The organism is Neisseria sp. P0024.S006, assembly GCF_051956595.1.
Lineage (GTDB): Bacteria > Pseudomonadota > Gammaproteobacteria > Burkholderiales > Neisseriaceae > Neisseria.
On sequence record NZ_JBQCXH010000004.1, the window covers coordinates 150910 to 172079 of the forward strand.

Genomic DNA, 21170 nt, shown 5'->3' on the forward strand with positions numbered 1-21170 from the left:
TCAGACAGGGATATTTGCTATCGGCATAGGATTAATCAATACCGAGTAGGCGGTTTAGCCATTGTGTAAATGAATAATAGGCTTTGATTTCAGGGTCAGGTTGCTGATACGGGCGTGCCAAAAATTCAGGCAATGCGTCTAAATTACCGCCATCCCATACGAACACACGGTCTGGGTGGTATAGGTCGGTCTCTAAGATATGTTTGTTGGTGGTAATCAGTTTTTTATCGAAACGCAACGCATCAAAGATACGGAATGATAAGCCGTAATGTTCGAATTGTGCAAAATCGACGACCGCACCGCAACTTTGTACTTGGCTGAGGTTTTCTTCAAAGCTGAGGATGCTGCTGCGGTCGAGATAGCGGATGCCGTTGTGTCCGAAGGCTTTTTCGGCCCTGTCATCTTTGCAGTAGATATGGAAATCCAAGGGTAAATTGAGGCGTTCAGTTTCTTGGATAAAGCGTTTGGTTTGCTCTTCGCGTCGGAGTTCATAGCCGCCCAAAAAGTAGAGTTTGTTGGTAGGCGCATATTCCGCCACGGGAAAGTCAAAGTAAAAATTGGTGGTGGCTTTGAAACAGCATTGTGGATATTTTTGAATATCGTCGGGATCGAAAACCCAGCATTGGTCAAAATAATCCAAATATTCAATAATGTCTGGGAAGCGCCCTACGCCATCCCATTGATAATTCACGCAAACATTGCTGTATTCGCGGATGGTGGCGATGATTTCTTTGGGGTAAATATTGGCGCGGATACAGAGTGCATAGTCGGCTTTTTTACCGTTTAGCGAGGCTAATTTTTGCTGAATGTCGTCGAGGTGGCGGCTGTATTTGAGGTATTTTTTATAGTTGCCGTCTTTGGTGATGTGTTTGTGGTAGAGGTTTTTGAGTCTGCTGCCCAAGTTCGGGTAATAGGAATCTCGGTCGTCATAGCACAGGTTGATGACCTCAAAACCAAGAAAACGCAGATTTTTTTCGATACATTGATCCAGTCCGTACATGTAGGGAACGGCAAGAATAATGGTTTTTTTCATAATGTATTCGGATTGGAGTGGAGCTGATTTTTCAGACGGCCTTGCCTGACAGGATAAGGCCGTCTGAAAACGTTTTAGTGGGCTTCGATAAATGCAGCTACTTGGTCGGCATTGGTCAATGCGCTGCATACGGCTTCTTTGTTAATGCGTTTGGCGAGGCCTGCGAGGACTTTGCCGGGGCCGCATTCGGCGGATTCGGTGATGCCTTCGGAAACAAGCGCGTTGACGGTTTCTGTCCAGCGCACCGGGCTGTACAGTTGGCGTACTAGGGCATCTTTGATTTTGTCGGCATCATCATAAGAGGCAACATCGGCGTTATGGATGACGCGGATTTGCGGTTGTTTGATGGTGATGTCTTTCAATGCTTCAGCAAGTTTTTCCGCTGCGGGCTTCATGAGGCTGCAATGTGAGGGAACGGAAACGGGCAGCGGCAGGGCGCGTTTGGCTCCGGCTTCTTTGGCGGCAGCCATAGCGCGTTCGACTGCAGCGGTATTGCCGGCAATCACGACTTGGCCTGGGGAGTTGAAGTTGACGGCTTCAACGACTTCACCTTGTGCGGCTTCGGCGCAAATGGCTTTGACTTGTTCGTCTTCCAAACCCAAAATAGCGGCCATTGCGCCTACGCCTTGCGGTACGGCGGATTGCATGAGTTCGGCGCGTAGGCGGACCAGTTTGACTGCATCTGCAAAATCCAATGCGCCGGCAGCGACGAGGGCGGTGTATTCACCGAGGCTGTGGCCTGCAACGACGGAAGGGGTTTTGCCGCCGGCTTCTAAGTAGGCGCGGTAGGTGGCAATGCCGGCGGCCAGCATGATGGGCTGGGTGTTGACGGTTTGTCCGATTAATTCGGCATCTTCGCCGTTAATCATTGCCCACAGGTCTTGACCCAATACGGCGGAAGCTTCGTCAAATGTGGCTTTAACGATGGCTTGCTCGGCAAAGCCGTTCATCATGCCTAGGCTTTGTGAGCCTTGTCCGGGGAAGAAGAATGCGAAAGACATGGTAATTCCTTATTGGTTTGAATGTTTGAGGGTGTCTGCCAGCAGAAGAAGGGTGGCGACAGTATTGGTTGCGGCATTCAGCCGAAAGGTGCGGACAAATTCGGGTTTGCTGGTTTTATGCCGGAATGCGAGGCTGCCGCAATAACCGCCTGGCCAACCGCCAAGCAGGTTGAGCAGATGCAATTTTGCTTCGGGTATGCGCCTGCCGTGGTTGCGTGCGCGCTGTTTGTCTTGGTAGTAAAGCAGGAAAACGTATGCACTCAGTGCGAGATAGGCGATTGCCAGTTTGGGCAATATTACAGCCGTTATGCTTAAAAACAGGCTGCTGATGCAGAGTGCAAACGTTAGGGATTTCATGGGTTTGAGCAGAATAGGCCGTCTGAAAGAGGTGTTCAGACGGCCCAATCGTTAGTATTTCACTAAAACCGCACCCCAGGCAAAACCGCCGCCGATGCCTTCGAGCAAGAGGTTTTGTCCGCGTTTGATTTGGCCGTTTTTAATGCCGACATCCAGTGCCAACGGAATGGAGGCTGCAGAAGTGTTGCCGTGGTCTTGGACGGTCAAGATCACTTTGTCCATGCTCAAGCCCAAGTGTTTGGCAGTAGAGTCGATAATGCGCTTGTTGGCTTGGTGCGGCACAATCCAATCGATTTGGTCGGCGGTGTATCCGGCTTCTTCGATAACGTCATCTGCAATTTTTGCCAGCATTTTGACGGCAAATTTGAATACGCCGGGACCGTCCATGCTGATGTAGGGCGACCCGCAAACCTGGCCGTTGGCGATTTGTCCGGGGACGTTTAAAAGGTTGAGGTAGTTGCCGTCGGCTTTGAGTTTGCTGTGGATGATGCCCGGTTCGTCAGATGCGCTTAAGACAACCGCGCCTGCGCCGTCACCAAAGAGGACGCAGGTGGTGCGGTCGTTCCAATCGACGATGCGGCTGAAGGTTTCCGCGCCGATAACCAAAGCGTTTTTCGCCATGCCGCTTTTGATATAGGCATTGGCAGTGGTCATGGCATACATAAAACCGGCGCACACGGCTTGGACGTCAAAGGCAGGGCAGCCGTTGGTTATGCCCAATTTTTGCTGCACGATGGTTGCTGTAGAAGGGAACTGCATATCGGGAGTGGCTGTGGCAACGATAATCAGGTCGATATCGTCATCCTGCAAACCGGCATCTTCCAAGGCGCGACGTGCTGACTCGGCGGCCAAGTCGCTGGTTTTTTCGCTTTCATCTGCAATATGGCGAAATTTGATACCTGTACGCGTGGTAATCCACTCGTCGGAAGTGTCCACTTTTTTGGCAAGGTCGTCATTGCTGACGCGGTTGGCAGGAAGATAGCTGCCTGTGCCGGAAATTTTGGCATATTGCATGAGAACGGCCTTTTTAGAGAGTTAATTCAGATAGTCGGATATTGTAAGCGAAAATGGGGAAATTCCCAATATGAAGCATGAAGTTGGTGTTTCAAAGATAAAAACAGGCCGTCTGAACATTTTGAAGTTTCAGACGGCCTGTGTATATCAGCCTTAAGCTTCCGTTGCCGGAGCGGCGGTCTCTTCCTGCTCTGCTTCTGCTTTGGCGGCTTCTAAAGCGGCCAACTGGGTGGCTACGCCTTGTTCGATTTGGGCGAGGCCGGCAGATTTGGCTTCGTGGTAGGCTTCCTCCAAAGCATAACGGAAGCCGACTTCGTCGGTTCCGCCGTGGCTCTTAATCACGATACCGCGTAGGCCAAGCAGGATGGCGCCGTTAAATTTACGCGGATCGAGTTTGCCTTTCAAGCCTTTGAGTGCGGGCAGGGCGGCAATAGCGGCAAGTTTGTTGAACAGGGTGCTTTGGAATTCACGGCGGATGGCACCGCTCATGAATTTAACCGCGCCTTCGATGGTTTTGAGCATAACGTTGCCGACAAATCCGTCTGCGACAACGACATCGGCTTCGCCATACAAAACGCTGTTGCTTTCGATATTGCCGATGAAGTTGAGTTTGCTGCTGCTCAACAGTTTAAAGGTTTGTTTGACAGCATCCGTACCTTTGATGTCTTCTGTACCGACGTTCAATAGGGCGACGCGCGGGCTGCCTTTTTCTGGGTGCAGGGCGTGTACCAGCTCACTGCCGATGATGGCAAATTGAACCAGTTGCTCGGGTGTGCAATCGACATTTGCACCCAAATCCAAAGCTAAGGTAACGTGTTCGCTGTCGGAAGGCAGGAATTTGGCGATGGCAGGTCGCTCAATGCCGGGAATGGTCTTGAGGACGAATCGGGCGGTCGCCATCAATGCGCCGGTATTGCCTGCCGATACGGCGGCTTGCGCGTTGCCTTCTTTAACTTGGTTGATGGCGATGCGCATGGATGATTCTTTTTTGTTTTTCAGCGCGGATTGCGGCGCTTCATCCATTTCAACGACTTGCGCTGCATGGCAGACGGTAATGCGGTCCATGGGCGCGCCTGCCGAGCTTAATGCTTGGCGGACTGCTGCTTCATTGCCGACCATAATCAGATGTACATCGGATTGTTGCTTGAGGAAATCCACTGCACCGGGGACGGTAATCGCAAGGCCTGCATCTCCGCCCATGGCATCTACGGCCAGTGTAATCATGTTGTTCTCCGGTTTGTGTGTTTCAGACGGCTTCAGACCATCGGACAAGCACACTCATCTGATTTTCTGGATTGAAAATCAGATGGAAAGGCTTGTTGCGACGGTCATGCCGGATTTATCGGTTTTGCGCGGCCAATTTATTGTGTTCGTCGATGTCCAGCGCGTCCCAAGGATAGTTGATCCACCAGTCTTCTACGGTAATGCCGCTGAAATAAGGGATGCCTTCGGGAATCTTGCCGACTTTGGCTTTGATTTTTTCATGCAATACTGCCACGCCGATGGTGCCGAAATCTTCTTTCAACAATTCGTTCAGGCAGAATTCCATGGTAACGCGGCTGTCGTCCACTTCGTCAACAACCAGTACGTTTTTGCCTTTCAGTACATCGGGAACGGGATCGAGCCATTGAACTTTTTTCACTTCCTCGGTCACTTGACCTTCGTGATCGTTGTCGTAGTAGGCTGTGGTCACGGCGTAAATCGGGATTTCCAAGAAGCAGCGCAACATGCGGGCAGGGATGAAACCGCCACCGCCAATGGCAATCATGGCATCGTATTTGGTGCCGGAGTTTTGGATTTTTTCCGCCAATCCTTTGATTACGCGGTGGATGTCGTCGTAGGTGTACCAGATTTTACATTTCATGGTGTGCTTCCGAAGAGGAAAATACAGAGTGCAATGCAAAAAAGCCAGTCATTGCATGGCAATATTCTGGCTTTTTCAGTCAGACGAACGGATTATTCGCCTTTGGCTTTTACCACTTTACGGCCACGGTACATACCGTTTGGAGAAATGTGGTGTGGACGATGCACTTCGCCAGTTGCGCTGTCGACAGACAGAGAAGGCGCAGTCAGAGCGTCGTGTGAACGGTGCATACCGCGTTTAGAAGGGGATTTTTTGTTTTGTTGAACGGCCATTTCAAGCTCCTAAATAAATAAACTGTGTCCTAATTAACTGCTTTTCAAACCTGCTAAAACAGCGAAGGGGTTTGGTTTGTCCCGATTGACTTCTTCCAGTGTCCCATTGTTGCCGCAGTCTTCGTGTCGAGGGGAGAAAGGGAGCGACATCAGGATTTGGTCTTCGACCAGAGTTCGTACGTCTAGCTCTTTTTCGAGCAGCATGCCTTCCAATTCTTCATCGGCAAGCATGGCTTCGTCCAAACTCTTTTCATCGGCAAACAAGACGATACGGCTGGTTTCATCGAGCAGAAACGGCATGGGCGTAATGCAGCGCTGGCAAATCAGGGGCATGTCGGCTTTGACGTTCAAATCGAGAAACAGACGTTGCAGCCGGTCGCGGCCGCCTTGCAGCGTAAACGACACGCGCGTCTGTTTGTCGGCCGGATAATCGTGCGAACTGACTCGTTCATCCAATTCTTCGAGCAGGAAGCTGCCTTGCAGATTCTGCCCTTCGGCGGCGAAAACTTCTGGGTCAATCAAATTAGGGTATGACATAAACGGAGTATGATATAATTTCGGCGGTCTAACGTCAATGTTTTTAAGTAAAAATATGGAAGTAAAACTGCCTTTGGTTTTAGGGTCGACTTCGGTTTTCCGTTGCGGACAGCTTCGCCGTTTGGGTGTCGATTTTCAGACGGCATCGCCTGATTTTGACGAAACGCCTATTGCGGGCGAGCATGCGGGCGAAACGGCGCTGCGTTTGGCTAAAGGCAAAGCCCATTCATTGGCGGCAGCTTTCCCTGCTGCGCTGATTATCGGCGCAGACCAAGTCGCATGGTGCGAAGGACGTCAATTGGGTAAGCCGATGGACGTCGCAAATGCACAACAGATGCTGGAAAACTTAAGCGGAAAACGGATTGAATTTTACAGTGCAATCGTGCTTTTGAATACTGCCACGGGTAAGGTTCAGCATCATGTCGATCATACGGTGGTTACCATGCGCCAGTTGTCGCAGGAACAAATCAGCCGATATTTGGAACGCGAGCCGGATGCGGTTTATTGTGCCGGCGCGGCGAAGAGCGAGGGTTTGGGCGCCGCTTTGTTGGAGCGTATTGAAAGTACGGATCCTAATGCTTTGATCGGCCTTCCGATTTTCCGTCTGATTGATTTTTTGAAAAACGAAGGTGTGGAAGTTTTATAGTTTGAGGCCGTCTGAATGTGTTCAGACGGCCTGAGATTTTGGGGAGTTGCAAGAATGAAACCGATTTTGTATTTGATTCCTACCCCTTTGGGTGCGCCTGATACGCCATGCCTGTTGCCGCATGAGCAACAGGCGATTGTCGGGCTGACGGATTTTGTCGTGGAAGCGGAAAAAACAGCGCGCGCGCATTTGAAACACTTGGGCGTGACTACGCCTATCCGCGAGCTGAATCTGCAAACGCTTAATGAACACACGGATTTGAAGACTTTGCCGGAATTACTGAAACCTTTGCAAGAAGGGCGCAGTATGGGTATTGTCAGCGAGGCAGGTTGCCCGGCTGTTGCCGATCCGGGTGCGAATTTGGTGGCGTTGGCGCATAAACACGGTTTTGAAGTACGGCCTTTGGTCGGTCCGTCCAGCTTGTTGCTGGCGCTGATGGCTTCGGGTGCGAATGGTCAGAACTTTGCGTTTAAGGGTTATTTGCCGTCTGAAAAAAATGAGCGTATTCAGCGTTTGAAGGCTTTGGAGCAACGTTCGCGCCAGCAGAATGAAACGCAGCTGTTTATCGAAACGCCCTATCGCAACGATGCGTTGTTGGCTGATGCAGTGGAAAACCTGCATCCTGAAACGCGATTATGCGTGGCCACGGACTTAACCTTGCCGACACAGGAAATCATCAGCCAGACGATTGCGCAGTGGCGAAAAAGAAAAGAAATGCCGAATTTGAAAAAACGCCCGACGATTTTTGTGTTGCATGCCGCTTAAAACTGGATTGGATTCAATCTCAAACTGTATTTGTTTGGGGAAATAAAAAAAAGGCCGTCTGAACAACAGACGGCCTTTGTGTTGCCTAAGCTTTTATCAAGAAACGACTTCGCCTTGGGCGCGTTGTTTTTCGATGCTGCGGTTGATGTGCCATTGTTGGGCGATGGTCAAGAGGTTGTTGACTACCCAGTACAGAACCAAACCGGCAGGGAAGAAGAAGAACATGATGGAGAAAATCAAAGGCATGACTTTCATCATTTTCGCCTGCATAGGGTCGGTTGACGGCGGATTCAGATAAGTTTGTGCAAACATGGTCGCCGCCATAATCAAAGGCAGGATGTAGAAAGGATCCGGACGGCTCAAGTCGGTAATCCAACCCAACCAAGGTGCTTGGCGCAATTCTACGGAGGCGAACAATGCCCAGTACAGGCCGATGAAGACGGGGATTTGTAACAGCATAGGCAGACAGCCGCCCAGCGGATTGATTTTCTCGTCTTTATAAAGCTGCATCATGGCTTGTTGTTGTGCCATGCGGTCATCGCCGTATTTCTCTTTGATGGCTTGCAATTTAGGCGCGGCGGCACGCATTTTTGCCATAGAGCGGTAAGAGGCGTTGGTCAATGGGTACAGTACGGCTTTGACGATGATGGTCAAAACGATGATTGCCCAGCCCCAGTTGCCGATGATGTTGTGCAGTTGGTTCAAGAGCCAGAAGAGCGGGGAGGCGAACCAGTGTACTTTGCCGTAGTCTTTGGCCAGTTGCAGTTTGTCGGCGATGTTGGCAATAACGGAAGTGGTTTGCGGACCGGCATACAGGTTGATGGCGGTTTCGGCTTTCGCGCCGGCTTGAATGGCGGCTAAAGGCACGCTGACGCTTGCGCTGTACAGGTTGTCGTTGCGGCGTTTGATGTCGATACGGCAGTCGCCTGCGGCGCAAACGCTTTGGCCGTCTTTAGGCTGCAAAATCCAAGTGGACATGAAATGGTGTTCAATCATGCCGAGCCAGCCGGTCGGGGTTTTGCGGATGTATTCGGCTTCGGATTTGCCGGATTTGGCATCATCGTCCAAATCAGAGAAGCTGACTTTTTGGAAGCCGCCTTCAGGGGAGTAAACCACCGGGCCGACGTAAGAGCGGGTAAAGTAGCCTTGGCCTTCGGGTTCGCTGTGGTCGCGGACGATGCGGTAGTCTGCGCTCAGGTTGACGGGTTGGCCTTTGCTGTTGGTAATGTCGAAACGGACGTTAACCAAGTAGCTGCCTTTGGTAAAAGTATAAACTTTGTCGATTTTCAGGCCGTTGGTTTCAGGTGCGCTCAGGCGGACTTCAACTTTGTCGCCTTCCAAACTGTATTGTTTTTGCGGAGCGCTAAAGCTGATGCCTTTCAGAACGTTGTTGCCTTGCGCGTCCAAAAGCTCGGATTGGGCAACGTAGGTGTATTCTTTGCCGTCGTTAAACAGGACGAAAGGTTTGTGTTCGTCGCCGGTTGCTTTGTATTGCAAGAGGGTCAGCTGGCGCAGGTCGCCGCTTTTCTCATCGATGACGGCTTTAACCGTGTCTGTGGTAACGGTAATGGGGGTGGCTGGAGCAAGCGCGGCTTCGGCAGCGGCTTTTGCCGGAGTGGCGGCCGTTTGCTGTTGCGCGGCTTGTTGCGCCGGATTAGGTTTGGGGCTGGGGAAAAAATGTTCCCAGCCGGCAAAGATTGCCAGCGAGATGGCAAAAAATGCCACAAGTCTTTTAAAATCCATAAGAGATTCCTGGAATTGACGGATAGGTAATCGAGATGAAAACTGCTTCAGACGGCATTATATAGAAACCGACGGGAAATTAAAGGAAATCGTGTTCTTTAAATGGTTGACAGCAGCATTATGGAACAGGGTCGTGTCCGTGTCCGCCGAAAGGGTGGCATCGTGCGATGCGTTTGATGGCCAGCCATCCGCCTTTGAATGCGCCGTATTTTTTGACGGCTTCGACCGCGTATTGTGAACAGGTCGGGGTATAGCGGCAGCGCGGCGGAATGAGGGGGCTGATGCAGTATTGGTAAAAGCGGATGAGTGCAAGGAGGAGCTTGGAAAGCAGGGTGTTCATCGGCGTTTTTTCATCAGCTGGGCAAGTTGGTTGCGGGCTTCTGGGGCGGTTTCCCGATTAAACGCCTGACGCACGCGCACAACAAAATCATGCGGCGGCAGCTGGTGTTGATTCAGTCTGAACCAGTCGCGGATGACGCGCTTCATATAATTGCGGTCATGGGCACGTTTGGCGGTCTTTTTACTGACGACCAAACCAAGGCGCGGATGGCCGAGCGCGTTGTCTGCGGACTGGGAGACTTGCAGCAAATCGCGGCTGCGTCGGTTTTTCAACGCAAAAACGGATGAAAAATCATCCGTTTTTAATAAGCGATACTGCTTCGAGAAGCCGTAATTCAAAATTATACAGCCAGGCGTTTACGGCCTTTGGCGCGACGTGCAGCCAATACTGCGCGACCACCGCGGGTTTTGGAGCGAACCAAGAAGCCGTGGGTGCGTTTGCGTTTGGTAACGGAAGGTTGATAAGTGCGTTTCATGATGTTTCCTAAAAATTGGTAGATAATTAAACCGTGAATTACACTCCAATTTGTTGCTTTTGTCAATCAATATAAAAACTTTTCGTCGGCTAAAGTGTGACAACGGGTTTGATGCGTTGATAGAATTTGTGGATAAAATTTTGCGGCGGTTGTGGATAAAAAAGAGCGGAATGGGTATAATCGCCCAACCTTGCTTTTCTCTGTGCGCAAGGCCGTCTGAAAGCAGCGGGCGTGTTATAAAAATCTGATTTTTATTGGATTGCCTGTCTGCTCCGCCTTCTTGTATTTCCCAAATCTTCCATTTTCCGAGCTTAATCTCATGACGTTAGCTGAATTTTGGCCGCTGTGCCTTTGCCGCCTTCACGAAATGTTGCCTGCCGGGCAGTTTGCGCAATGGATTGCGCCTTTGACCGTGGGCGAAGAAAACGGCGTATGGGTGGTGTATGGTAAAAACCAATTTGCCTGCAATATGCTCAAAAGCCAGTTTGCCGCCAAGATTGACGCCGTGCGTGCCGAATTGGTGCCTCAGCAGGTAGCTTTCGCGTTTAAGCCGGGCGTAGGTACGCATTATGAAATGGCGGCTCAGGCTGTTGCGCCGGTGCAAGTGCAAGAAGTTGTTGAAGTCGAAGAGTGTGTAGAGCCTGTTCAAATGCCTTTGCAAACTGATGCTGCAGTAGAAGAAGACAGGCCGTCTGAAACGGTGTCCAAGCCTGCCGCAGCCAAGACGGCTGCCGAGATTTTGGCGCAACGCATGAAAAACCTGCCGCATGAGCCTCAAGTGCAAACTGCCGCTCCGGCTGAGTCTAAAGCGGTTGCCAAAGCCAAAACCGACGCGCAACACGATGCGGAAGAAGCGCGCTACGAACAGACCAATCTGTCGCGCGACTATACATTTGAAACTTTGGTGGAAGGTAAGGGTAACCGCCTTGCCGCCGCAGCCGCCCAAGCGATTGCTGAAAATCCGGGGCAGGGCTACAACCCGTTTTTCCTGTACGGCAGCACCGGTTTGGGTAAAACCCACTTGGTGCAGGCCATCGGCAACGAATTGCTGAAAAACCGCCCCGATGCCAAAGTGCGCTATATGCACTCGGACGACTATATCCGCAGCTTTATGAAGGCTGTGCGCAACAACACTTACGATGTGTTCAAGCAACAATACAAACAATACGATCTGCTGATTATCGACGATATCCAGTTCATCAAAGGCAAAGACCGTACGATGGAAGAATTCTTCTATCTGTACAACCATTTCCACAACGAGAAAAAACAGCTCATCCTGACGTGCGACGTATTGCCTGCCAAAATCGAAGGCATGGACGACCGTCTCAAGTCCCGTTTCTCATGGGGTTTGACTTTGGAACTCGAGCCGCCCGAATTGGAAATGCGCGTGGCAATTTTGCAGAAAAAGGCAGAAGCCGCCGGTATCAGTATCGAAGACGAAGCCGCTTTGTTTATTGCCAATCTGATCCGTTCCAATGTGCGCGAGCTGGAAGGCGCGTTCAACCGAGTCAGCGCCAGCAGCCGTTTTATGAACCGCCCTGTTATCGACATGGATTTGGCGCGCACGGCTTTGCAGGATATTATTGCCGAGAAACACAAAGTCATTACCGCCGACACCATTATCGATGCGACGGCCAAATATTATCGGATTAAAATCAGCGATATATTGGGCAAAAAACGCACGCGCAATATCGCCCGTCCGCGCCAAGTCGCCATGAGCCTGACCAAAGAGCTGACCACGCTCAGCCTGCCTTCTATCGGTGATGCCTTTGGCGGCCGCGACCATACGACTGTGATGCACGGTGTCAAAGCGGTGGCAAAACTGCGCGAAGAAGATCCCGAATTGGCGCAAGACTACGAAAAACTGCTGATTTTGATTCAAAACTGACCCAATGCAATTTCAGACGGCCTGATATCGATATGAGGCCGTCTGAATACAAAAAATATTTTAAAATACCCAAATCAACCGATTTCAAATTCAAAGGAATGGAACATGCTGATTTTACAAGCCGACCGCGACAGTCTGCTCAAGCCGTTGCAAGCCGTTACCGGTATCGTTGAGCGTCGCCATACTCTGCCGATTCTGTCCAATGTGTTGCTGGAAAGCAAAGACGGACAAACCAAACTTTTGGCAACCGACTTGGAAATCCAAATCAATACCGCCGGCCCTGAGAGTCAGGCAGGTGATTTCCGCATTACGACCAATGCTAAAAAATTCCAAGACATCCTGCGCGCCCTGCCTGACAGTGCGCTGGTGTCCTTAGATTGGGCGGACAACCGTTTGACTCTGCGTGCGGGCAAATCTCGTTTTGCCTTGCAAACCCTGCCGGCAGAAGACTTTCCTTTGATGAGTGTCGGCAACGATGTCAGCGCGACTTTCTCGCTGACTCAAGAAACCTTCAAAACCATGCTTTCGCAAGTGCAATACAGCATGGCGGTTCAAGACATCCGCTATTACCTCAACGGCTTGCTGATGCAGGTCGAAGGCAACCAACTGCGCCTTGTTGCAACCGACGGCCACCGCCTTGCTTATGCGGCCAGCCAAATTGAAGCAGAGCTGCCGAAAACGGAAGTGATCCTGCCGCGCAAAACGGTATTGGAACTCTTCAAACTGCTGAATAATCCGTCCGAATCCATCACCGTTGAGCTTTTGGACAATCAAGTACGCTTCCAATGCAACGGCACGACTATTGTCAGCAAAGTCATCGATGGCAAGTTCCCTGACTTTAACCGCGTGATTCCTTTGGATAATGACAAGATTTTCCTCGTATCCCGTACCCAGCTTTTGGGTGCGCTCGAACGTGCCGCCATTCTTGCTAATGAAAAATTCCGCGGTGCGCGACTGTTCTTACAGCCAGGTTTGCTGAGTGTCGTATGTAGTAACAACGAGCAGGAAGAAGCACGCGAAGAGCTGGAAATCGCTTATCAAGGCGGAGAGCTTGAAGTCGGTTTCAACATCGGCTACCTGATGGATGTGTTGCGTAACATTCACTCCGACGATATGCAGCTTGCCTTCGGCGATGCCAACCGCTCAACGCTGTTTACTATGCCGAATAATCCGAACTTCAAATACATTGTAATGCCGATGCGTATTTAAGCGGGGGACAAACAAAAAGAGCGTGTACGGTACACGCTCTTTTTTATAGGCTTGAATCAAAAGGCCGTCTGAAAATTGTTTTTCAGACGGCCTTTTGATTAAACCGGGATGATTCGGTTAAATAGGAAAACTGGGATTAACGTGGACGTGGTTCGCAGTTTTTCACCAGGAATGAGCCGTTAGGGGCGTTCACGCCAACTACTTCAGAAGTAGTGTGGGTGTTTTTGTCGATGAAGCCGGCAGACATTACATAGCCACGACGGTTGGTGAAAGTAGTGCCAGTGCTGTCAGAACGTTTTTTGTCGACAACCAAAGAGGCTTTTTTGCCACCGGCGTTTACGTCGGCAGTAACTGCGCGGCCGCTGCGGTCGAAACCGTACATCACGTTCAGTGATTTGCCACCGTCACAACGGTAAGAAACGAAGCCGGCAGGTGCAGCGGCAGCAGAGAAGGAAACAGTAGCCAATGCGGCTGCAGTGATAACAGAAAGTAATTTCATGATCTAAGCTCCATATGAGGGTTGTGTGTTATCTTGCAAAATGAGAAAGGGTTTCCGTTTGCAGATGAAGCGTATTTTAGGCGTTTTGTCGGTAGTGGCAATTAGGTAAATTGCAAAACAGTGTTTACTTATGATTACCCGATTGTTTATTAATAGAAAGTTGTTTGTAATTTGGTGTTGCAAAGTGGCTATGCGGATTGTTGCGGAATATATACATTAATGATTCTTTAAGAAATATAGCGAAAGAATACAAAAAAGGCCGTCTGAATATTCAGACGGCCTTTGATATGAAGCGGTTTACAAGAAGAAAATTGAAGCGATAGTCACGGCGATGACGCCATAGATGCTCATCGGGATGACAGTTTTCTTGATGATCGCGCCTTCAGCGTTGTTCACGTTCAACACGCTGCACACGGCGATGATGTTATTGATGCAGACCATGTTGCCCATTGCGCCGCCGACGGATTGCAGGGCGAGGATGAGGGTAACGGACAGGCCGGTATCAAGCGCGATTTGTTGTTGAATCGGGCCGAAGGTCAGGTTGGATACAGTGTTGGAGCCTGAGAAGAATGCACCGATTGCGCCAAGGTAAGGGGAGAAGTACACCCAGTGTTCGCCTGCCATCGCTGCAAATTCTTTACCGATGATTTTCACCATGGAGTCATCGCCGCCAACCATCATCAGTTGAACCATAATCAACGCACCCATCAGGGCAAGCAGCGGTTTTTTGGTTTGGTTGAAGGTTGCAGCGTAGAAAGACCAGGCATCTTTGAATTTGGTTTTGTACAGCAGGATGCAAATCCAAACGGTGAAGACAAACGGAATCCAAGCCGGAACGTAGAGGGTTTGATAGGAAGCGTTTACGCCTTGGCCGAAGATGTTGCCGAAGGTGATGGTCAGGGAGTCGCTGACGGTGATTTTGGACAAATCAAACGGCAGTTGGAAGCTGAACCATTCTTCTTTGCTGGTCAGCAGGCCTTTAATGCCCAACTGTTTGATACGGGTGACTACTAGCATACCGATCAGCATACCCAAAGGAGCCAGTGCTTTGGCAACTTGTGCGAAAGGTACTTTTTCTGCATTCGGGTCTTTGGCGTAATCTTTGCTTAAGCCCCAGCCGCGGTTTGCCGCAAATACGGATACCATCAGGCCGATTGCGCCGGCAACCAGAGATGGGAATTCTTCATTGACCATCGCCAACGCGACGTAAGGAAGGGTACAGGAGAAGACGGCAATGCCGATGAAGCCCAAGTTTTTACGGATTTCAGCCCAAGGCACGATGAAGCTCAAGCCGATAACAGGGATGATGAAACCTGCGAAGAAGTGCATGACGCCGGTTTGCATACCGATTTCCATAATGCTTTTTTGATCCAGGCCCAAAGGTGCGAAGCCGAACCAAGTTGGTGTGCCTACCGCGCCGAAGGAAACGGGCACGGAGTTCATTACCAAAGTAAAGATGGCTACTTTCAGCGGATTAAAGCCCAAGCTCATCAGAATCGGCGCGGCAATGGCGGCAGGCGTACCGAAACCGGACGCGCCTTCGATCATAAAGGCGAAAGACCAGCCGATGATCATCAATTGGGCAATCGGGTTCGGGCTGATGGTGGCCAGCCATTTGCGGATGACGTCGATACAGCCGGTGGTTTCCATCATGCGGTTGAACATAATGGCACCGAAAATCACGGTAATCGGGGTCAGGGTAGAAACGAGACCTGACGCTGCCGTTGCGTTGAGCAACATGGCGTTGTCGCCGAAATAAAACAGTTTGATGACGTAAATCAGCGCGGCGGTAATCGGCAGCGCAATGTAAGACGGCATACTGTTTTTCTTAACCATCAGCCAAATCAGCAGGATGATGGGGAAAATGCTGAGAAAGAGAGCCATAGGAATATCCTCGGGGCAACAAGCACCATAACCGTCAATGCAATGGCGGTTTGATACGATGTGTTGAGCAATAAATGTTTTTCGAATAGATATTTGCATCCTCAGATGCGTTTAGTTATCAGGTAAATTGGTTATACCAATTTATGGAAACTGTTGCACACTTTACGTAATCTTATGTAATCGGTCAAGAGGTTTGTAACAAAAAAAGGCCGTCTGAAATAGGGTTTCAGACGGCCTGAACGCTTTGCCAGTAGTGCATTTGGTTGAATATCGAATGGTATTTACATTCAATATTTTGTAAAGGTTTAATTTTTGATTGATTTCAAACGAATTATTCTATTCCTGCCCATTTATGCGTCTGTACGCTCAGTTGCCAATGGACGGGGGCGTCGGCTCGGCTGTTTAACACGCCGATTTGGCGGATGGTGTCGTAGATATTCATCGCGCCGTCTTGTTCGCAAGGCGAGAGGTAGTAATGTCGGGCGCGGATTTTGCGTTCCATTTCCTGACAAAATGCAATGACTTCGCCGTCGGCGACAATGCGCACTTCGTCTGCTTTCTCGATGCAGCTTTTTTCGTATTTGGCAGCGTAACAGGCTTTGGGACTGGTGGCAACGTAGTCGATTTGCGGCGGTGCGGGATTGAGGCCGTTGGTTTCGATACACAGAAAATAGCCTTCGGCTTTGAGTGCGTTGAGCAGGGCGTCTAAATGCGGTTGGATGGTGGGTTCGCCGCCGGTAATGATGATGTTGCGCGCCGTGTAGGTTTTCAGACGGCCCAAAATATCGGACAGGCTCATCATGCCGAATTTGAGGTAGTCAGTATCGCACCAGTTGCACGCAAGATTGCATTTGCCCAGGCGGATGAAAACGGCGGGCATGCCTGTATTCCAGCCTTCGCCTTGCAGGCTTTCAAAGATTTCGACAATGCGGTATTGGGGATTGTTCGGCGTGATGTGAATGGTCATGAATATTAGGTGTGTGGGATTGAATTGTTGTCGTGAAGCGTTTGAAGAAGTGATGTGAGGCAGCCATTCTTTCTGTCAGTTCAATAGGAAAGAATGGCTGGTGTGTACTTAAGCGGCAATGACGGCTGCGGCGGCCAAAAATGCCGGCAAGCCTTGTTTGAACAAAATGCCTTTGTTGCCGGATGAAAACGCGCCCCATGCGGCGGCGATGAGGACGAAGCCGAGGAACAGGATGGTCGCGCCATAAACGGCGTTGTCGGGTGCAGCAAAGCGAGCCCATACCAAGCCGATGGCGAGGAAGCCGTTGTACAGACCTTGGTTGGAAAACAGGGTTTGTACGCGTTTTTGTTCCATAAATTCGTAAGGCATGTTGAACAGCTCTGACGCTTTTTCGCTTGGGATTTGCGTCATTTCGAGCCAGGCGATGTAGAAATGTTCGACAGCGACGAAGAGGACGAGGAGGGTGGAGAGGAGTTTCATGAAGATTCCTTTTGATGTTTAGTGTATGAGGTATTTATGGGAACAGGTCGTCTGAAAAATACAAAATGCCGGTTTATTCCCCTTCATATTCTGCACACGAAGTCGGCGTTTCCCATAATTTCACGCTGCATACTTTGACACCGGCGTTTTTCAGACGGCCATACATTTCTACGCTCATGTTTTCGGCGGTGGTGCGGCAGGGCAGGCGCAGGGTTTTCATGTTCCAGCCTTCCAAAAGCGCGGCGATTTGGCTTTCGCGTTCGTTGTTGCCGTGATAGATGAAGGCATGGTCGAACGGGTCGGTAATGTGTTGTTTAACGATGGCTTTCAGGTCGGTAAAGTCCATCACCATGCCGTCTTTTGCACCGCCTTGGATAACGGGCGCGGAGACGGTGATTTCGAGTTTGTAGGTGTGGCCGTGCAGATTTTGGCACTTGCCGTCATGCCCGTCGAGCATGTGCGAGGAATCGAAGGTAAAGATTTTGGTGATTTTCATGAGATGAAGGAAGCCGATGAGGCCGTCTGAATAGTGTCAAACCGGTTTCAGACGGCCTTGGGATTATTGTTCGGAAGGGAGTTTGAGGAAATGCTCGCGATAATGGCGCATTTCTTCGATACTTTCGAGGATGTCGTCCAATGCCTTGTGCGAACCGCGTTTGACCACGCTTTTGGCAACGGCCGGATTCCAGCGTTTGGCCAATTCTTTCAGCGTGGATACGTCTAAGTTGCGGTAGTGGAAATAGGCTTCCAAGCGCGGCATGTATTTGACCATGAAACGGCGGTCTTGATGGATGGAGTTGCCGCACATGGGCGTGGATTTCTCGGGTATCCATGCGGACATGAAGTCCAGCAGGTTTTGCTCGACTTCGGCTTCGGTCAGTTTGGATTCGCGCACGCGTTGGGTCAGGCCGGTGCGGCCGTGGGTGGCGGTGTTCCATTCGTCCATGCCATCGAGCAATTCGTCGCTTTGATGGATGACGTATACGTCCGATTGCGCCAGTACGTTCAAATCGGAGTCGGTAATGATCATGGCGACTTCGATAATGCGGTCGTGTTCCGGGTTGAGGCCGGTCATTTCCATATCGAGCCAGCAGAGGTTGTTTGCGTTTTGGGTCATTTCAGACGGCCTTGTGTTTTCAGTTGGCAGTATTATAAAGGATAAAGGTTCGGGCCGTCTGAAAGCATTTGTAACAAGTTGTGCAATCTCTTGATATAATCGTCCGTTACACAAAAAATCACCGCCAAAAATCATGAACCCAAGCCCTTTGCTCGATATGATCGATACGCCTCAGGACTTGCGCCGTCTGGAGAAAAAACAGCTGCCGCAAGTCGCCGCCGAATTGCGCGAATTTCTGTTGGATTCCGTCGGTAAGACGGGCGGCCATTTCGCCAGCAACTTGGGCGCGGTCGAGCTGACGGTGGCGCTGCATTATGTGTACGACACGCCCGAAGACCATTTGGTCTGGGATGTCGGCCATCAAAGCTATCCGCACAAAATCCTCACCGGCCGCAAAAATCAAATGCACACCATGCGCCAATACGGCGGTTTGGCCGGTTTTCCGAAACGCAGCGAGTCGGAATACGACGCGTTCGGCGTGGGCCATTCTTCCACATCCATCGGCGCGGCCTTGGGCATGGCCGTTGCGGACAAACAGTTGGGCAACAACCGCCGCAGCGTCGCCATCATCGGCGACGGAGCCATGACGGCGGGTCAGGCGTTTGAAGCCCTGAACTGTGCAGGAGATATGGATGTCGATTTGCTGGTCATCCTCAACGACAACGAAATGTCGATTTCCCCCAATGTCGGCGCGCTGCCGAAATACCTCGCCAGCAACGTCGTGCGCGATATGCACGGCCTGTTGAGCACCATCAAAGCCCAATCGAGCAAAGTGTTGGACAAATTGCCCGGCGCGATGGAGCTTGCCCAAAAAGTCGAAAACAAAATCAAAACCTTGGCAGGCGAAGCGGAGCACGCCAAGCAGTCGCTGTCTTTGTTTGAAAACTTCGGTTTCCGTTACACAGGCCCGGTGGACGGACACAACGTTGAAAATCTGGTCGATGTATTAAAAGACTTGCGCGGCCGCAAAGGCCCTCAGTTGTTGCACGTCATCACCAAAAAAGGCAACGGCTACAAATTCGCCGAAAACGATCCTGTCAAATACCACGCTGTCGCCAAGCTGCCGAGCGAAGTGCCTGCGCCGGAAATTAAGCCTGCCGCGGCCAAACCGACTTATACGCAAGTGTTCGGCCAATGGCTGTGCGATCAAGCGGCGGCTGACGAGCGTTTGGTTGCTATCACGCCTGCCATGCGCGAGGGCAGCGGCTTGGTTGAGTTTGAACAGCAATTCCCCGACCGCTATTTCGACGTCGGTATCGCCGAGCAACACGCCGTTACCTTTGCCGGCGGTTTGGCGTGCGAAGGCATCAAGCCTGTCGTGGCGATTTACTCCACTTTCCTGCAACGCGCTTACGACCAGTTGGTACACGACGTTGCCCTGCAAAACCTGCCTGTTTTGTTCGCCATCGACCGCGCAGGTATTGTCGGTGCAGACGGCCCGACCCATGCCGGTTTGTACGACTTGAGCTTTTTGCGCTGCGTGCCGAACATGATTATTGCCGCACCCAGCGACGAAAACGAATGCCGCCTGCTGCTCTCGACCTGCTATCAGGCAAATTCGCCGTCTGCTGTCCGTTATCCGCGCGGTACGGGCACGGGCGCAACTGTTTCAGACGGCCTGGAAACCGTTGAAATCGGCAAAGGCATCATCCGTCGCGAAGGCGAGAAAATTGCCGTTATCGCCTTTGGCAGCATGGTTGCCCCATCATTGGCCGCTGCCGATAAACTGAACGCGACTGTTGCCGATATGCGCTTTGTCAAACCGATAGATGAAGAGCTGATCGTCCGTCTCGCCCGAAGCCACGATTACATCGTTACCGCCGAAGAAAACGCCGAACAAGGCGGCGCAGGCAGCGCGGTGTTGGAAGTGTTGGCGAAACACGGCATCTGCAAACCGGTGTTGCTGTTGGGTGTAGAAGACAAAGTTATCGAACACGGTGACCCGAAAAAATTGTTGGACGACTTGGGTTTGAGTGCCGAAGCGATTGAAAAACGCATTGCCGGCTGGATTAAGGCCGTCTGAAAAATGATTAAAACCTATCAATACATTGCATAATTTATGGGAAAAAAACTAATCAGCATCAGCATGGTGCGCAACGAAAACGACGTGATCGAATCGTTTGTCCGTCACAATATCGAGCTGATGGATGAAATGCACATCATCGATCACGGCAGCAGCGATGGAACAAGGGAAATCCTGATTCAATTGAAAGAAGAAGGTTTGCCGATATTTATCTATCAATATCAAGCGCTCAAGTTTAATCATGAGCAATTGGTCAACCAGCTGATGAAGCAGCTTGTAGCAAAAGATGAAGCGATAGATTTCGTTTTTCCGCTGGATGCGGACGAATTTATTTTATGTCCTAGCCGTATCATGCTGGAACAACTTTTGGATGTTATCGGCGAAAACAGGATCGGTATGTACCTTTGGCGCGGCTATTTGCCGACATCGTTGCAATACAATCCCGATTTCACCACTCAATTTACCGAGCAACGCCTCGAAACGCTCTTTACCCCCAAAGTCATTATCCCCAGATGGGCGGCCGAATCTTGCAGCGTGATTATCGGCTGCCATTACATGTTGGATAAAGATGGCAACAAGGTTAAATCAACCCTGTTTCATTCGCCGGATTATCGAGGTTTACATTCCTGGTTTATCGAGCATTTTTCCGCCCAATTTGCGGAGACCGATTTGTTGTGGCTGGGGCATTTCCCAATCCGCTCCTTGAACCAGCACATCAAAAAAATCCTCGAAAAGTCCATCTTGATTGCCATTAAAGACGGAAGCAACGATATTGCCTGGGAAAACCAGTTGCGCGAATTGTTGGACAACGGCATGAAGATGGACTTGAACGATTTACGGCTGTTGGCATACAGATACCGCGCCGGTTCTACAAGTTTGGAAGACACGCATTGTAGAGTCAGCTGTTACGAACCCTTGCGTAAAAAACCGCTGACGCTGAAATACACCTCGCCGGAAGCAGGCGATCCTTTGATGACTGTCGGACATCTGGTACTTGCATTGGCAAGCGGCGCACAAGATTCCTCTTTAGGCCTTAAGGCCGTCTGAAAAACACAG

Annotated in this window: 24 protein-coding genes; 6 read left to right on the forward strand and 18 right to left on the reverse strand. The window is 50.6% G+C overall.

Translation table 11 applies throughout. The features are described 5' to 3' along the window. Positions 1 to 31: 31 nt before the first annotated feature. The 8 genes from ACTHUF_RS08510 to ACTHUF_RS08545 form a co-directional block, all read right to left on the reverse strand. On the reverse strand, positions 32 to 1033 hold the full coding sequence (locus ACTHUF_RS08510) for a hypothetical protein (RefSeq protein ID WP_049348087.1): 1002 nt from the start codon (positions 1031 to 1033) through the stop codon (positions 32 to 34). Positions 1034 to 1107: 74 nt separating this feature from the next. Beyond that, a complete protein-coding gene (gene fabD, locus ACTHUF_RS08515) occupies positions 1108 to 2034 on the reverse strand; it encodes an ACP S-malonyltransferase (RefSeq protein ID WP_036492858.1) in 927 nt (308 codons plus the stop codon). Between the two features lie 9 nt (positions 2035 to 2043). Beyond that, the gene (locus ACTHUF_RS08520; protein WP_315092878.1) at positions 2044 to 2391 is read right to left on the reverse strand and encodes a DUF1294 domain-containing protein; all 348 of its coding nucleotides are present in this window, start codon (positions 2389 to 2391) and stop codon (positions 2044 to 2046) included. Between the two features lie 51 nt (positions 2392 to 2442). Next, on the reverse strand, positions 2443 to 3405 hold the full coding sequence (locus ACTHUF_RS08525; RefSeq protein WP_315092880.1) for a beta-ketoacyl-ACP synthase III: 963 nt from the start codon (positions 3403 to 3405) through the stop codon (positions 2443 to 2445). 153 nt (positions 3406 to 3558) lie between these two features. Next, on the reverse strand, positions 3559 to 4629 hold the full coding sequence (plsX, locus tag ACTHUF_RS08530; protein WP_315092882.1) for a phosphate acyltransferase PlsX: 1071 nt from the start codon (positions 4627 to 4629) through the stop codon (positions 3559 to 3561). A gap of 115 nt (positions 4630 to 4744) precedes the next feature. Further along, entirely contained in the window at positions 4745 to 5269 is a 525-nt protein-coding gene (locus ACTHUF_RS08535; protein WP_440407488.1) for a phosphoribosyltransferase, read from the reverse strand. Positions 5270 to 5361: 92 nt separating this feature from the next. Further along, positions 5362 to 5541, reverse strand: a complete 180-nt coding sequence (gene rpmF, locus ACTHUF_RS08540; RefSeq protein ID WP_002240035.1) for a 50S ribosomal protein L32 — start codon at positions 5539 to 5541, stop codon at positions 5362 to 5364. Between the two features lie 33 nt (positions 5542 to 5574). Beyond that, positions 5575 to 6078 (reverse strand): YceD family protein, encoded by a 504-nt coding sequence (locus tag ACTHUF_RS08545; RefSeq protein ID WP_049348092.1) that lies wholly within the window; start codon positions 6076 to 6078, stop codon positions 5575 to 5577. Positions 6079 to 6133: 55 nt separating this feature from the next. Between ACTHUF_RS08545 and ACTHUF_RS08550 the strand changes: the two genes are divergently transcribed. Next, on the forward strand, positions 6134 to 6724 hold the full coding sequence (locus ACTHUF_RS08550; RefSeq protein WP_049348129.1) for a Maf family protein: 591 nt from the start codon (positions 6134 to 6136) through the stop codon (positions 6722 to 6724). A 54-nt stretch (positions 6725 to 6778) separates the two neighbouring features. Continuing rightward, positions 6779 to 7489 carry an SAM-dependent methyltransferase gene (locus tag ACTHUF_RS08555; RefSeq protein WP_004520414.1) on the forward strand — a complete coding sequence of 237 codons (711 nt, stop codon included), beginning with the start codon at positions 6779 to 6781 and terminating at the stop codon, positions 7487 to 7489. Between the two features lie 96 nt (positions 7490 to 7585). Here the strand turns inward: ACTHUF_RS08555 and yidC are convergent, their stop codons facing one another. From yidC to rpmH, 4 genes are all read right to left on the reverse strand, one after another. Beyond that, a complete protein-coding gene (yidC, locus tag ACTHUF_RS08560; protein ID WP_314553464.1) occupies positions 7586 to 9232 on the reverse strand; it encodes a membrane protein insertase YidC in 1647 nt (548 codons plus the stop codon). Positions 9233 to 9350: 118 nt separating this feature from the next. Beyond that, a complete protein-coding gene (gene yidD, locus ACTHUF_RS08565) occupies positions 9351 to 9572 on the reverse strand; it encodes a membrane protein insertion efficiency factor YidD (protein ID WP_003682178.1) in 222 nt (73 codons plus the stop codon). Continuing rightward, the gene (gene rnpA, locus ACTHUF_RS08570) at positions 9569 to 9910 is read right to left on the reverse strand and encodes a ribonuclease P protein component (protein WP_003748912.1); all 342 of its coding nucleotides are present in this window, start codon (positions 9908 to 9910) and stop codon (positions 9569 to 9571) included. The genes yidD and rnpA overlap by 4 nt, the downstream gene beginning before the upstream one ends. Positions 9911 to 9912: 2 nt before the next feature. Next, positions 9913 to 10047 (reverse strand): 50S ribosomal protein L34, encoded by a 135-nt coding sequence (gene rpmH, locus ACTHUF_RS08575; protein WP_002214728.1) that lies wholly within the window; start codon positions 10045 to 10047, stop codon positions 9913 to 9915. Positions 10048 to 10366: 319 nt separating this feature from the next. On the opposite strand from rpmH, the gene dnaA reads away from it, so the two are divergent. Then, positions 10367 to 11935, forward strand: coding sequence for a chromosomal replication initiator protein DnaA (gene dnaA, locus ACTHUF_RS08580; protein ID WP_049348095.1), 1569 nt, complete (start codon positions 10367 to 10369; stop codon positions 11933 to 11935). Between the two features lie 105 nt (positions 11936 to 12040). Next, complete coding sequence (gene dnaN / locus ACTHUF_RS08585; RefSeq protein WP_003748908.1) at positions 12041 to 13144, forward strand: DNA polymerase III subunit beta; 1104 nt, start codon at positions 12041 to 12043, stop codon at positions 13142 to 13144. Between the two features lie 136 nt (positions 13145 to 13280). Here dnaN and ACTHUF_RS08590 read toward each other — a convergent pair whose 3' ends face one another. From ACTHUF_RS08590 to orn, 6 genes are all read right to left on the reverse strand, one after another. Further along, the gene (locus tag ACTHUF_RS08590; RefSeq protein ID WP_003748906.1) at positions 13281 to 13643 is read right to left on the reverse strand and encodes an ACP-like domain-containing protein; all 363 of its coding nucleotides are present in this window, start codon (positions 13641 to 13643) and stop codon (positions 13281 to 13283) included. 297 nt (positions 13644 to 13940) lie between these two features. Next, complete coding sequence (locus ACTHUF_RS08595) at positions 13941 to 15527, reverse strand: L-lactate permease (RefSeq protein ID WP_070836805.1); 1587 nt, start codon at positions 15525 to 15527, stop codon at positions 13941 to 13943. Between the two features lie 331 nt (positions 15528 to 15858). Further along, positions 15859 to 16494, reverse strand: a complete 636-nt coding sequence (locus ACTHUF_RS08600) for a 7-carboxy-7-deazaguanine synthase QueE (RefSeq protein ID WP_315092885.1) — start codon at positions 16492 to 16494, stop codon at positions 15859 to 15861. A gap of 108 nt (positions 16495 to 16602) precedes the next feature. After that, complete coding sequence (locus ACTHUF_RS08605; protein ID WP_049359223.1) at positions 16603 to 16974, reverse strand: DUF1304 domain-containing protein; 372 nt, start codon at positions 16972 to 16974, stop codon at positions 16603 to 16605. A 73-nt stretch (positions 16975 to 17047) separates the two neighbouring features. Continuing rightward, on the reverse strand, positions 17048 to 17470 hold the full coding sequence (queD, locus tag ACTHUF_RS08610; RefSeq protein ID WP_003748900.1) for a 6-carboxytetrahydropterin synthase QueD: 423 nt from the start codon (positions 17468 to 17470) through the stop codon (positions 17048 to 17050). Positions 17471 to 17533: 63 nt separating this feature from the next. After that, complete coding sequence (orn, locus tag ACTHUF_RS08615) at positions 17534 to 18091, reverse strand: oligoribonuclease (RefSeq protein WP_039862353.1); 558 nt, start codon at positions 18089 to 18091, stop codon at positions 17534 to 17536. Positions 18092 to 18224: 133 nt separating this feature from the next. Here orn and dxs point away from each other — a divergent pair, with 133 nt between their 5' ends. Then, positions 18225 to 20114, forward strand: a complete 1890-nt coding sequence (gene dxs / locus ACTHUF_RS08620) for a 1-deoxy-D-xylulose-5-phosphate synthase (protein WP_070460389.1) — start codon at positions 18225 to 18227, stop codon at positions 20112 to 20114. Positions 20115 to 20150: 36 nt separating this feature from the next. Then, complete coding sequence (locus ACTHUF_RS08625; RefSeq protein ID WP_440407489.1) at positions 20151 to 21161, forward strand: glycosyltransferase family 2 protein; 1011 nt, start codon at positions 20151 to 20153, stop codon at positions 21159 to 21161. Positions 21162 to 21170 lie beyond the last annotated feature (9 nt).